Origin of the sequence: Hymenobacter monticola (assembly GCF_022811645.1) — a bacterium.
GTDB lineage: Bacteria > Bacteroidota > Bacteroidia > Cytophagales > Hymenobacteraceae > Hymenobacter > Hymenobacter monticola.
The window spans coordinates 3,885,510-3,897,622 of the sequence record NZ_CP094534.1 but is presented as its reverse complement, the minus strand read 5'-3'; the positions used below and the strand labels follow the sequence as shown (position 1 = coordinate 3,897,622).

The 12,113-nt window shown below is 64.0% G+C and carries 11 protein-coding genes; 7 read left to right on the top strand and 4 right to left on the bottom strand.

The annotated features are described in order from the left end of the window. Positions 1 to 107 precede the first annotated feature (107 nt). Both MTP16_RS16095 and MTP16_RS16090 read left to right on the top strand, forming a co-directional pair. The gene (locus tag MTP16_RS16095) at positions 108 to 617 is read left to right on the top strand and encodes a pyridoxamine 5'-phosphate oxidase family protein (RefSeq protein ID WP_243511591.1); all 510 of its coding nucleotides are present in this window, start codon (positions 108 to 110) and stop codon (positions 615 to 617) included. Positions 618 to 689: 72 nt separating this feature from the next. After that, positions 690 to 1,418 (top strand): spheroidene monooxygenase, encoded by a 729-nt coding sequence (locus tag MTP16_RS16090; RefSeq protein ID WP_243511589.1) that lies wholly within the window; start codon positions 690 to 692, stop codon positions 1,416 to 1,418. Here the strand turns inward: MTP16_RS16090 and MTP16_RS16085 are convergent. Then, positions 1,400 to 3,025 (bottom strand): hypothetical protein, encoded by a 1,626-nt coding sequence (locus MTP16_RS16085; protein ID WP_243511587.1) that lies wholly within the window; start codon positions 3,023 to 3,025, stop codon positions 1,400 to 1,402. The two genes, MTP16_RS16090 and MTP16_RS16085, sit on opposite strands and share 19 nt — an antisense overlap. Before the next feature lie 288 nt (positions 3,026 to 3,313). Between MTP16_RS16085 and MTP16_RS16080 the strand changes: the two genes are divergently transcribed. Then, positions 3,314 to 4,942, top strand: coding sequence for a hypothetical protein (locus MTP16_RS16080; protein ID WP_243511585.1), 1,629 nt, complete (start codon positions 3,314 to 3,316; stop codon positions 4,940 to 4,942). A 73-nt stretch (positions 4,943 to 5,015) separates the two neighbouring features. Then, positions 5,016 to 6,557: a hypothetical protein gene (locus MTP16_RS16075; protein ID WP_243511582.1), complete on the top strand. Its 1,542-nt coding sequence runs from the start codon at positions 5,016 to 5,018 to the stop codon at positions 6,555 to 6,557. 104 nt (positions 6,558 to 6,661) lie between these two features. Here the strand turns inward: MTP16_RS16075 and MTP16_RS16070 are convergent, their stop codons facing one another. After that, the gene (locus MTP16_RS16070) at positions 6,662 to 7,783 is read right to left on the bottom strand and encodes a DNA topoisomerase IB (RefSeq protein ID WP_243511579.1); all 1,122 of its coding nucleotides are present in this window, start codon (positions 7,781 to 7,783) and stop codon (positions 6,662 to 6,664) included. A gap of 252 nt (positions 7,784 to 8,035) precedes the next feature. Here MTP16_RS16070 and MTP16_RS16065 point away from each other — a divergent pair, with 252 nt between their 5' ends. Further along, on the top strand, positions 8,036 to 9,166 hold the full coding sequence (locus tag MTP16_RS16065; protein WP_243511576.1) for an App1 family protein: 1,131 nt from the start codon (positions 8,036 to 8,038) through the stop codon (positions 9,164 to 9,166). A 70-nt stretch (positions 9,167 to 9,236) separates the two neighbouring features. Here MTP16_RS16065 and MTP16_RS16060 read toward each other — a convergent pair whose 3' ends face one another. Together MTP16_RS16060 and MTP16_RS16055 are read right to left on the bottom strand one after the other, a co-directional pair. Continuing rightward, entirely contained in the window at positions 9,237 to 9,629 is a 393-nt protein-coding gene (locus MTP16_RS16060; protein WP_243511573.1) for a RidA family protein, read from the bottom strand. A gap of 68 nt (positions 9,630 to 9,697) precedes the next feature. Then, on the bottom strand, positions 9,698 to 10,672 hold the full coding sequence (locus MTP16_RS16055; RefSeq protein ID WP_243511570.1) for a helix-turn-helix transcriptional regulator: 975 nt from the start codon (positions 10,670 to 10,672) through the stop codon (positions 9,698 to 9,700). Between the two features lie 197 nt (positions 10,673 to 10,869). Here MTP16_RS16055 and MTP16_RS16050 point away from each other — a divergent pair, with 197 nt between their 5' ends. Both MTP16_RS16050 and MTP16_RS25915 read left to right on the top strand, forming a co-directional pair. Then, a complete protein-coding gene (locus MTP16_RS16050) occupies positions 10,870 to 11,256 on the top strand; it encodes a hypothetical protein (RefSeq protein ID WP_243511567.1) in 387 nt (128 codons plus the stop codon). 709 nt (positions 11,257 to 11,965) lie between these two features. Continuing rightward, on the top strand, positions 11,966 to 12,088 hold the full coding sequence (locus MTP16_RS25915) for a hypothetical protein (RefSeq protein ID WP_262922626.1): 123 nt from the start codon (positions 11,966 to 11,968) through the stop codon (positions 12,086 to 12,088). The last annotated feature ends 25 nt before the right edge of the window (positions 12,089 to 12,113 follow it).

The following is a 12,113-nucleotide window of genomic DNA, read 5'->3' as shown; positions in this document are numbered from 1 at the left end:
AGCAACCGGAAAGTCGACCGTAAGTCTAGCCAATTGGAAACAACTGCCGCCCGGGGCCGTAAACCAAACACTTACTTTCCCAATTCTCCCCTTTAAAATCTATTCCCATGGCCGACCAAGTTGCCGTAAGCCACGACGTAACCAAGCTCGTCGAAAAAATCAAGGACATCAAAATTGCGATGATGACCACCATCGAGAATGGCAATGAGCTGCACTCGCGCCCCATGTACACCTCCCAGCCCGAGGAAGACGGCACATTGTGGTTTTTCACCGAAAAGGATTCGCAAAAAGTAGACGAGGTGCACCAGGACCGCCACATCAACCTGGGCTATTCCAAGCCCGATGATAACCTGTACGTGGCCATCACCGGCACCGCCCAGGTGGTGACGGACCGCGCCAAAATCAAGGAGCTGTGGAGCGAAGGCCTGCGCGGCTGGTTCCCCAACGGCTCCGACGACCCGAACATCGCCCTGCTGAAAGTGACCATCACGAAAGGCGAGTTCTGGGATTCGCCCAATTCCACCCTGCTGCGGGCCTACACCTACGCCAAAGCCGTCATCACCGGCGAGCGGGACCAGCCCAGCGCCGACCGCCAATCGGTGGTCATCCCGAAGTAAAACCGCCCCACCGCGGTTTGCGAAAAGGCCGGAAGCAATTCCGGCCTTTTTTTGTTATTCGAAACCCGACCTATGCCGCTCACCACGCTCACCGTTTTCACTTTCCGCCCCGGCCATGCGCGCTGGGCCCTGGCCCAGATGGGCACCGCCCCGCCCCAACTCAAGCGGGTACCGGGCCTGCAATTTTTCAAGCTGATGGGCAGCGGGGCCAACAATGGCTTTGGCTTCTGGCCCAACCTGCGGCGCTACGGGCTGATGGCCGTGTGGGACGATGTGGCGGCAGCCGAGGCTTTTTTTGCTGAGCACCCGCTTTGGGCGGCCTACCAGCAACGCAGCGCCGAAACCTGGACGGTGCATTTGGTGCCCTTTAAGGCCCACGGCCTGTGGGACGGCCAGGCGCCCTTTGACTACACGCCCACTGTTTCAGCTGATGCAGCCGGCCCGGTGGCGGTGCTCACGCGCGCCAGCATCCGTTGGCTCAAAGCGCCTCGGTTCTGGCAATTTGTGGAGCCTACCAGCGCGGCGCTGGCGCAGGCCGTCGGCGTGCGGGCGGCCATTGGGCTGGGCGAATTGCCGCTGGTGCGGCAGGCCACGTTCAGCGTCTGGGATTCGGCCCGGGCCATGCAGGAATACGCCTATAAGGACGCAAAGCACCGCGAGGTGATTCAGCTTACGCGGCGCGAGAAGTGGTACGGCGAAGAGTTGTTTGCCCGCTTCCAGGTGCTTGGCAGCACGGGCACGCTCGATGGGCAGGACCCGCTGGCGGGGCTGTTCCTGCCAGCTCAATCGTCCAATCGGTAGTGCTTCACCCAGCCCAGGGCGTTGTTTGTTAGCTCGGGGTGCGGGTCGGGTTGGGTGGCGATGCCGGGAGATGCTGTAACGGGGGCTCCCGTCGTGTACAAAGTGAAGTCGGGCAAGGTCTTGGCGATGCTTTCAGCTTTTGACGAGGGCCCACTTACCGTCAGCTGGTTCTCGCCCTGGCCGCCGTAAATCCCTACCCTCAACCCCACATTCGCATCGGGCGAAATGCGGAATTCGTCATTGCCATCCAGCCCGTATAGGTTTAGCTGCCGGGTGGTTTGCGGGTCGTACACGCGTTCCGATATGAGGCTATCAGCCCGATGTTTCCGGATGGCCAGCAGCTGCACGCGCAGGCGGCCCGGCCCGGCCCCGCTCACCACAAACCGCTCGGCGTGGTCGGTGCCCACCACCCAGGCTTCGGTGTTCAGAATCTCAAAGTAGCGCTGCGCCACCGCCGCCAGCTGGGCCCGACGGGCACGCAGCAACGGCGCCAGTTCCACAGCAATGACGGCCCGGGTTTCGGCGGGGCCGGCTTTCAGGGCCTCATCAATCACGGCGTCGCTCAGGCGTTTCTGCAACGAATCGGCTTCGGCCTTGAAATCAGCGGCGCTCAGCGGGCCCAGCAGGGTGCGGTCGAGGTTACGGGCGGTGGTGGTGAGGGCGTCCACGTTGCTCAGCCGCATGGTGGCGTGGAAGCTTTGGAACTTCGTCAGAAACCAGGAAATTACCCGCGTAAACACCCCGTCGTCGAACCGAAAGAAAGCCTGGTCCCGGTCGCGCGGGATGGGGCGGAAGCGGGTGCCGCCGGGCCCGGGGAAGCTGGCCCAGCGCCACTGGTCCTCGCGCCGGCTCCAGTCGCCGAGCCACATGTCCAGCAAGCGGGCCCGCAAAAACGTGTGCGGGTCGACGCCCGCATTGGGCCGTTTGCGCAGCACCGTGAGCAGGTGCCTGCTGTTGTAGATGGCCGGCGAGTAGCCGAAGCTGCGGGCGTGCCGCTGGTCGCCTTCCGGACGCTCCTCCAGTAAGTAGAGGGCATTGGCGTAGTCGGCTCGAAATTTCCCTAAAAAAGGGTCGTCGGACAGGTATACCAAGCGCGGGTTGGCGTGGTACACGCCGGCGGCCGTCGCCAGCCGGGCGGCCACGTAGGCGCCGTAGGGCAGCGTGGCGCTGGTTTGGTCCTTCATCAGGCCGCGCAGCAGGTTGCGCTTCCAGCCCACGGGCAGGGCGGCACTCATGTCCTTGTCGACGGAGCGCAGCACAAACTGGTAGCCCTTGGTCGTGCGCAGGCGCAGGGTGCGGCTCTGGTAGCTGCCGCCGGCGCGCAGGGGCAGCAGGCTGTCGCGCTCGGCCGAGGCCAGGCGCAGCACCGGCGCCGTCACGGGCGTGTTCCAGATAGCGCGGTAGTGCTGGCCCCAGAAAAACCGCCACACGGCCCCGCGGGCGTACTGCGGCCCGGCCGCCACCCGCACCGTGGTCGAATCGGCGTCCCATTGCACGGCGGCCCGATGGGCCGGTGCCGAAGAGTTGCCGCACGCCGCCAGCTGCTGCGCCAGCAAGCACCAGGCCCCGCGGAAAAACCAGGTGCGCAAATTTAAAAACCCGGGCATAGAGAATGGTAGACAGCAGCACTGCCGCAAACGCGTGGGTGCCGGGCAGCAGCACCCGCTTCGGGTATAGCGCAAAACCAGCCGCTACGGTTGTGGCCGTGACCACCTTTTGTAGGGGCGGGGCTTGCCCCCGCCCGCCGTTGAACAGAGCCGTTGTGGCTGGCGCGGACGACGAGCGGGGGCTAGCCCCGCCCCTGCCACTGCCGACGGCCGACCTTTCGCGCCGGCTTCCGTTAAAGGCCAGTGTCCGTCTATCCTGTTGCCTGAATGCCGCACTTGCTTTTTTGTTTGCCTCCGCCCAGCCGGCGCCTGCTGGCCGTAGTGGGGTTGGGGCTCGTGGCCACTACCGGCTGCGCGCGCCGCAATTTTTTCCAGCCCGACGCCCGCATCGGGCTCGGCAGCACGGCGGTCCTGCCCGCCTCGGCCGACTCGGTGCAAGCCACGGCCGGCCGCCAGTACAACCGCCACTCGCGTTTCTATTGCTTCTTCTGGGGCCGCCACTACCGGCGGGTATGGGCCGCGCCGGCCACGGTGCCGGTGCTGCGCCTGGCCTCGGCCGCGCCGGGCGGGCTGAAGTTTGGCAAGGCTGGCGGCGGCTTTCAAACCACCAGCGCCACGCTGGTGGGCCGCCAAGAGCGCGAGTATGCCTTGCGCTCGCTCGACAAAGACCCGCAAAAAACCTTGCCTAAGGTGCTGCGCCCCACCTTTGTGCTGAGCGTGGTGCGCGACGCCACCTCCGCCGCCATGCCCTACGGTGCCCTCACGGTGCCGCCGCTGGCCCAGGCGGCGGGCGTGCCCCACACCCGCCCCCGGCTGGTGTACGTGCGGCCCGACGAAACCGGACTGGGCTCGATGTCGGAGCGGTTTCGGGGCAAGCTGGCGCTGCTGGAAGAGAAGTACGAGGAACTGGCCTCGGCCACACCCGACTTGGCGGGCACCACCAACTTCGTGGGCGGTGAGAACGTGCTCAAAAAGCTCTACTTCAACCCCGCCCACTACATCGACCAGCCTGCCTTCCTGCGCGCACGCCTGCTCGACATCTGGCTGGGCGACTGGGACCGGCACGAGCGGCAGTGGGACTGGGCCGAATTCCGGGAAGCCGGCGGCCGCGTGCGCTACCGCAGCATCCCCAAGGACCGCGACCAGGTGTATTTCCGCTTCGATGACGGCCTGGTGCCCTGGCTGGCCTCGCGCCGCTTCATTGCCCCGCAGTTCCACACCTTTCACGAGCACTACGGCTACATTCCGGGCCTGGTGTATCAGGCCGAGTTCATCGACCAGCACGGGCTGGCGCAGCTTCGGCGGGCCGATTTTCAGCGCATGGCCGCCGACTTGCAAAAGCGCCTGCCCGATTCGGTGATTGAACGCGCCATGCACCGCCTGCCGCCCGCCGTGTTTGCCCTCGAAGGCCAGCGCCTGGGCAACCACCTCAAGGCCCGCCGCCAGACCCTGCCCCAAGCCGCCGACGCATTCTACCTGAAGCTGGCCCGCGAACCCAACCTGGGCGGCACCGCCCAGGCCGACCGCTACGTGGTGCACCGCTACCCCGATTCGACCACGGTGCAAATTTTCACCGCCGCGCACCACCTGCCCACCACGGCCGATACCCTACATTTCCAGCGCACTTATTTTCCCAACGAAACGCACCAGCTGACTCTGGACGGCCTGGGGGGCGACGACGTGTTTGAGGTGCATACCAGCAGCGCGGGCCGGCCCCTGCCGCTGCGTCTCTACGGCGGCGAGGGCCGCAACCAGCTGCTGCCCGAAGGCGGCGCTGGGCGCCTGCGGTTCTACCCGCAGGAATCATCCAACTTTTCGGCCGCCGAGCGCGGACAGCCTTACCTCTCACGCCGGCGTCACACGCCCACTGAGCGGGGCATCGGCAAAAGCGCCGACAGCACCGACGATAAAAATTAACCAAACCGCGCCGGCGTCGTGGCTTTTTTCGGCCCGGCGCCGTTCAATGCCCAGCTAACTTTCTATTTCGCTTTTGCCCCCGCTTCGCTTGCGCACTTCTTTTTCCCTGGCGGGCGTTTTGGCCGCGTTTCTTCTGAGCACGGGCTGCGTGCGTCGGCAGTTTTTTCAGCCCGATGCCCGGCCCGATGCCTCCCAACCATTACCCCTCGCGGCCGACAGCGTGCGCGGGGCCACGGCCGGCCGCCAATACGCCCGGCACGGCGGCCTGTACAACGCGCTGGTGGGCCGGCACCACCGCCCCACGTGGGCAGCGCCGGTTTCGGCGCCGGTACTCCGCCTGGGCACCGTGTTGCCCGGCGGCCTCAGCCCCGGCAAGGTGGGCGGCGGCTTCAACAGCACCAGCCTGAACATGGCCGCCACCGACGGCCGCAGCTACGTGGTGCGCACCGTCGACAAAGACCCCATTCGGGCGACGCCGCAGGTATTGCGGGGTACGTTTTTGGTGAATGTGCTGCGCGACAACATTTCCTCGACCAACCCCTACGCCGGCCTGACGGTGCCGGTGCTGGCCGACGCCGTGGGCGTGCCCCACGCCAACCCGCGCCTGTTCTACGTGCGGGCCGACGACCCAGCTTTCCAAACCGATTCGCTAGTGCACTTCCGCGGCCAGCTGGCTTACCTGGAAGAAAAAGCGGCCCCGCTCCTGCCCTCGCCGGCGGCCGTCATCAACAGCACCAAGGCCTTTGCGGCGGTTTTTGCCAACCCTGCGCAGCGCATCGACCAGCCGGCCCTGCTGCGCGCCCGCCTGCTCGACGGCTGGATGGGCGACTGGGACCGGCACCCCGGCCAGTGGAGCTGGGCCCTGAGCCGCCCCGGCCGCGACGGCCACATCGCCCTCACCGCCCTGCCCAAGGACCGCGACATGGTGTTCTACCGCCTCGACGATGGGGTGCTGGGCTGGCTGATTGGCCACCTGTTTCTGAGGCACTGGGTCACGTTTGCGCCGCGCTACAAGAACCCGTCGGGCCTCATGAGTTCGGGCCATTATGTAGACCAACGCGGCCTCAATGCACTCAACCGGGCCCAGTTTCAGGCCACGGCGCGGGCCATGCAGCAGCAGCTACCCGATTCGCTCATTGACCGGGCCCTGCACCGGCTCCCGCCCGCGGCCTTTGCCCTTGAAGGCCCACGCCTCAGCGCCGCCCTACAGACGCGGCGGGATAAGCTGCCCGCGTTGACCGATGACTTTTACCGACTGCTGGCCAAGCGCCCACGCATCGCCGGCACGGCCCAGTCTGAGCGATTCTTCATCCAGCGCTACGCTGATTCGACGGTAGTAACGATGCAGCCCGTTTCGGCCGCAGCCACGGCGGCGCCCCTGTACCGCCGCGCCTTCTTACCCGCCGAAACGCGCCGTATTGACCTGGAGGCCTTGGCTGGGGATGACGTGGTTATCATTGAGAATCATGCGCCTCGTGGCGGCAAGCCTAAACTTCGCATCTACGGGGGTGCGGGTCAGGATGAGCTGCGGGCCCCTGGCGGGCACAGCGGCATCCGCTTTATTCAGGAAAGCGCCTCGGCCAAACGGGCATACGACAAGCCGCCGGAGGAGTAAGGAGAGCAGATAGCCCGGCGATTTGTAGCGTGGACGCTGCGTGTCCGCGCCGGGACGAGCAGCCCGGCGATGCGCGGACGCGCAGAGTCCACGCTACAATCCCGCTACGCCTGTTCCAGCATCTTCAGCACCAGCCGCTCTACCGGCGACAGCAGGTCGCCGGTTTTTGCCTCGGCGTCGTGTTTGCGCAGGTACTCGATGAGCTGGCCGGACTTGAACAGCTCCACTACTTGCGGGTGGATGTAGTATTTCGAGCACACCGTGGGCGTGTTGCCGAGGCCAGTGGCCACCTCTTTCACGGCTTTCTTCACCACTTTTTCGGGCGCCAAGTCGGGCTCTTCGTTCAACACGGCTTCCAGGCAGCCCACCATTTTCACGGTGCCACCCCAGGTGCGGAAGTCCTTGGCCGAGAGCTGCAAGCCGGTGTGGCGGTGCAGGTATTCGTTCACGTCGCCCGATTCGAGGGCGTGGCGCTGGCCGTCGGCCGTGTAGTACTGAAACAGGTGCTGCCCGGGAATCTCCTTGCACTTGCGCACCAGCCGCGCCAGGCGGGCGTCGTGCAGGGTCACGTCGTGCGCCACGCCTTTTTTGCCCACGAAGTTGAACCGTACGTCGTCGCCCTCAATAGCCACGTGCTTGTCCTGCAGGGTGCTCAGGCCGTAGCTGGGCTTGGTTTTGCCGTTCTTCTTGGCGTATTCCTTGCTGCCGACGCGGATGAACGACTGGTCCATGAGCGTGAGCACGAGGGCCACCACTTTCTCGCGGTCGAGGGCCGGGCGCTTCAGGTCTTTGCGGAGCTGCTCGCGCAGCGGGGCCAGCTTTTCGCCAAAGGTGCGCAGGCGCGAAAACTTGGTGAGGCTGCGCATCTCGTCCCAGGCCGGGTGGTAGCGGTATTGCTTGCGGCCGAGGGTGTCGTGGCCCGTCACCTGCAGGTGGGTGTTGGGCGAAGGCGAAATCCACACGTCCGTCCAGGCCGGCGGAATCACGAAGCCGTTGATGCGGGTCAGGATTTTCTCGTCGGTTATTTTCTCGCCCTTGGCGTCGTGGTAGGTAAAATTCCCGGCCCGCGTAGGCTTGCGGCTGATGCCCTTGCCTTGGTCGGTGGCGTAGCGCAGGCCGGCCATCTCGGCCTGTCGGGCCGGGTCTTTGTACACAATGTGCGCCTCGTCTTGCGGCAGCAGCGTTTTTTTGCGGGACTTGGGATGGGCAGCGGTGGCGGTGGACATGGGGCTAAGAGGAAAACCGGGAATTCATGGTTCAGCTTCTACGCAAATGGATGCCGCGCGGCTGCCCGATACGACCGCGACACCCCCCATAGCACGCTTGCATTTTGGGCACAACTGAACAATGTAGGGGCGGGGCTTGCCCCCGCCCGGCCGTATGCGCCGCCCCAACGACTCCGTTCAACGACGGGCGGGGGCAAGCCCCGCCCCTACATCAAAATGACCATTCCCCTTCGCCGGCCGTAGGTTTGCCTCATGAAGCTGCCCAATGCCCTGTCCAACCTCTCGGAGTGGACCGACCACCTGTTCACCCGTCTTTCGGCCCGGCGAGGCTGGCTGCGCCCCCTGCAAATCGACGCTTACCGCAGCTACGGCACCGCCGCCAAGTTCTACATCAAGGGCCGCCTGCTGGCCGACCCCGGCCTGACCGCGGCCACTGCCGCCGATACCCGCTGGCAAAACTTCCGCAGCATGGTGCGCCGCTTCAACAGCCGCGAAGTAGCCGGCGCCGACCTCATGGCCGAGCTGCCCGACGGCAGCCAGCACCTCGTCAGCACCGACGACGAGGGCTACTTCACCCTCATTATCGAACCGCAGGCCCTGCCCGCGCCCGTCAACTACCTCTGGTACCCCGTGCCGGTGCGGGTGGCCCGGCTTCCCTCCTTTCTCCCGCTGCCCGCCAAGGCCATTGCCACGGCCGCCCACGTGCTGGTGCCGCCCCCCGACGCCGAGTTTGGCGTGATTTCCGACCTCGACGACACGGTATTTGAAACCAAGGCCACCAACATCTTCAAGATGCTGGGCCGCGTGCTATTCAGCAACGCGCAGTCGAAACAGCCCTTCGCCGGCGTGGCCGAGTTTTACCGCCGGCTGCAGCAGGGCCGCACCGGCCGCCCCAACAACCCTTTCTTCTATGTGAGCAGCAGCCCCTGGAACCTCTACGACCTGCTGGCTGAGTTTCTGAAGCTGCACGAAATCCCCACCGGCCCGCTCCTGCTGCGCGACCTCAGCATTGCCCGGCCCAAGGCTCCTGTGCCGGCCGGCGTCACGGGCTCTGCCGCCATCCACTTTGCCCACAAGCTGCACGAAATCGACGACGTGCTCAACACCTACCCCGCCCTTCCTTTCGTGCTGCTCGGCGACAGCGGCCAGGAAGACGCCCGCATCTACCGCGAGGTGGTGCGCCGTCACCCCGGCCGCATCAAGGCCATCTACATTCGCGACGTGCAAGTGCCCGAGCGCGCCGCCTTGGTTGGCCCTATTATCGAGGAATTGGGCCACGAAGACGTGCCCATGCTGCTGTCGGCCGACTATGCCGACGCGGCAACGCACGCGGCGGGCCTGGGGCTGGTGGAGCAAGGCCAGCCTAAGATTAGTGCTTCGTAACAACCACTGAACCAAAGCGCAAAAGGTCCGGCACATGGCTGGACCCTGGTTCTGTTTCCCGTTATGGAGCCTATTTTACCACCGTGGCTTCCAGCTCCACGGTCAGGTTGGCAAACAGGCCCTGCACCTCCAGCAGCGTGGTGGCCTGTTTCACGCCGTGCCGGGCAATCCAGTCCTGATACACATCGGTGCAGGTGGTGAAAAACTCCGCCACGGAGGTGGTGTACACGTTCAGTCGCGCAATGCCCCGGCACTCATACCCGGCTTCGCCGATGAGCTGCTCCAGGTTCTGGAACGTGTGTAGCAGCTGGCTGCGCATGTCGGCGGTGCTGGGCCGGCCTTCCGCATCGATGGCCACCAGCCCGGAGCAGTACAGGGTGCCGGCGGGCTGCTTGATTTCGACGGCTTGCACCGAATTGGTGCGTTCGCCCCATTTCCAGGGGTCAATGGTTCGCTTTTCCATTTTTGTTTGGGGGGTAAAAGGGTGTTGGTCGTTTGACCCCACAAAACTTGCCACCGCCCCTGACAGCCCTATGTCAGCATCTTTTCGGGCGCGCAAAAAAAGTCGTGCGCCCGCTGGGCCAGCGCGCGCAGGTGTTCGCGCAGCGCGGGCGGCTCCACCACCGTGATGCCGCCCGCGAAGGGCAGCAGCCACGCGGCCAGGTAATCGAAAGAGCCGATGAGCAGGGTCATTTCCAGGCGGCCATCGGGCAGCGGCTGCTCGTGCGTCCAGCCGTACTGGCGCTTGGTGTCGAGTAGCTGCTGGGCCAGGGCCGGCAGCACGGCCCCGGCCTCGAAGCGGATGACCACCTTTTCCTTGCCGCGCCGGGCGGCCTCGGTGGCCCAGTAGTGGGCCAGGGTTTCGGGGCGGGCGGCGAAGGTTTCGGCCCGCAGCTCCAGGTGCTCGATGCGGTCGAGGCGGAACTCCCGGAAGGCCTGCCGCAGCCGGCAATAGGCCACCACGTGCCAGTGCCGGCTGCGGTACAGGCCAATGGGCTCCACGTCGCGGGTGGTGGGCGCGCGGCTGTCGGCGGCCTGGTAGCGCAGGTGCACCACGCGCTGCGTGGCCACGGCCGCCACCAGCGGCTGGTAGGCCTCGGGGTGGTCGGCCGGGGCGCGGGGCCCGAACACCTGGATGTGGGGGCCGAGGGTTTCGAGGTGGTCGCGGTCGGGGCGGCGCAGCACGGCGCGCAGCTTGTCCATGGCCGCGCCGCTGAGCCGGGCCGTGGGCGCGTCGGTGAGGCGGGCGGCCAGCTTTTCGGCCGTGAGCAGGGCCGTGGCTTCCTCGCGGGTGAACATGACGGGCGGTAGCCGGTAGCCCTCGGCCAGCGAGTACCCCACGCCCGGCTCGCCAAACAGCGGCACGCCCGCCAGCTCCAGCGTGCGCAGGTCGCGGTAGATGGTGCGCAAGCTCACGCCAAACCGCTCGGCCAGCGCGGGCCCGCTCACCACGCGCTTGCTCTGCAGCTGGATAAAAATGGCGGTGATGCGGTCGAAGCGGTTCATGTGTGGAGGCGAGGGAGCGCGGCCAAGCTACGCAACAGGTGCCCTTTGGCAGCATCTGGCACGGCGAAGCAAGTGCTTATAAGACCCTTCAGATTTGTGGTGGTTACTTGCAGAATTGTTCGCTGTATAAGGCTGCTACGTTGGCTGCGCAAGAGTACCCCATCCACTGGGCTAAGACTGAGTAAATAATTTACGAAATGAGTCACCTAACTGTCACTTGGCATTGCTATGACAGCTTCTCCGAAAACCATCCTGGCTTCAACTTGGACAACCTAGGCGGCAGCTATTCATTTAAAGAGGGCATGCGTTGGCCAGATTACATCGCCGGATATGCATCCGAATGGTACCCGTACTTAGAGGCCATCCGACAGTCTATTATCGAGCGCGGTGTGTGGGCCGGGGGCGACTGGCACCAGTACAGCGACAACGGGGCACCTGTTGTTGCAGGTGGACATTTCATGGTCTGCTCCTTTCGGTCATGGGGCGATTTAATGGCGGCGGTATGGAGCAGCGAGCTAAACCGTGACTTTAGCTACATAGATTTTTACATGGACGGCCGCTTACCTACCAAGGCAAATATCTAGCAGTAAAATAGTTATCCATCTTCTCAAGCGCAAGGGTTTTTTGTAGCTTTCCTGCCGCATTCCAGCTTATCTCCCATCCTTCGCATGAAGAAAACTATACTATTACTCGTCTTTCTAGTTTATTCAGTTGTTACCCGCGCTCAACCAGGTGACGCTCGCTACACTGGCGTGTACTATAAGCTGGTTGAAAGTACGCGCCTTTACTCTTCTCTGGCAGATACGGCTTTAGCAGATTCTGCCCCCCCCGCTTTTTCCGCCGCTAATCTTAAAAGCGAAGGAACAACTCCTTGTAATCAGTTACCCAAACGTCAACTGGGCACAAGTGGTAAAAAATGGAAAATGGTACTACGTGCGCTCCAATGCACTTGCGCCCTTTGAAAAGCCACGGCCAGATGCCGAACCTGCTGCTGTTGGTATTACCAGCACCAAGGCGAACCAAAACGAATCGCCGTCTAGTACTGGCAGCAGCCACAACGTACATACCGGCCCGCGCGGTGGTCACTATTACATTAATAGTAATGGCAATAAAACCTACATTAAGCGCAAGTAACTAAACCTACCGGCCAATTCCTTGCATCTGCTCACGTTCAAAGTGAACGTATAAGCCTGAGTTCTGCTAGACAAAATTATTACATTGATACACCTCGCCGCTTAGACTGTACCCCAGCTCAACCGCTACCAGACCCGCGCCAACAACCTCACCAGGAAAGTGGAGAGCTACGGCGTCCCCGCCCTGCTCGAAAAAGAGCTGGACCGCGACACCCTCTCCAACGACATTGCCACCCTCGATACGTTTGTTACAGCCGTCACCACTCGCCGCGCCGCGTTGTAGCGTCAGGGAATTTCATAAAACGACA

Excerpts from the sequence above, each read along its gene's own strand:
- MTP16_RS16050 (WP_243511567.1), top strand. The coding sequence starts at position 10,870 with ATGAGTCACCTAACTGTCACTTGGCATTGCTATGACAGCTTCTCCGAA.
- MTP16_RS16090 (WP_243511589.1), top strand. The coding sequence starts at position 690 with ATGCCGCTCACCACGCTCACCGTTTTCACTTTCCGCCCCGGCCATGCG.
- MTP16_RS16070 (WP_243511579.1), bottom strand. The coding sequence starts at position 7,783 with ATGTCCACCGCCACCGCTGCCCATCCCAAGTCCCGCAAAAAAACGCTG.
- MTP16_RS16095 (WP_243511591.1), top strand. The coding sequence starts at position 108 with ATGGCCGACCAAGTTGCCGTAAGCCACGACGTAACCAAGCTCGTCGAA.
- MTP16_RS16085 (WP_243511587.1), bottom strand. The coding sequence starts at position 3,025 with ATGCCCGGGTTTTTAAATTTGCGCACCTGGTTTTTCCGCGGGGCCTGG.
- MTP16_RS16065 (WP_243511576.1), top strand. The coding sequence starts at position 8,036 with ATGAAGCTGCCCAATGCCCTGTCCAACCTCTCGGAGTGGACCGACCAC.
- MTP16_RS16060 (WP_243511573.1), bottom strand. The coding sequence starts at position 9,629 with ATGGAAAAGCGAACCATTGACCCCTGGAAATGGGGCGAACGCACCAAT.
- MTP16_RS16055 (WP_243511570.1), bottom strand. The coding sequence starts at position 10,672 with ATGAACCGCTTCGACCGCATCACCGCCATTTTTATCCAGCTGCAGAGC.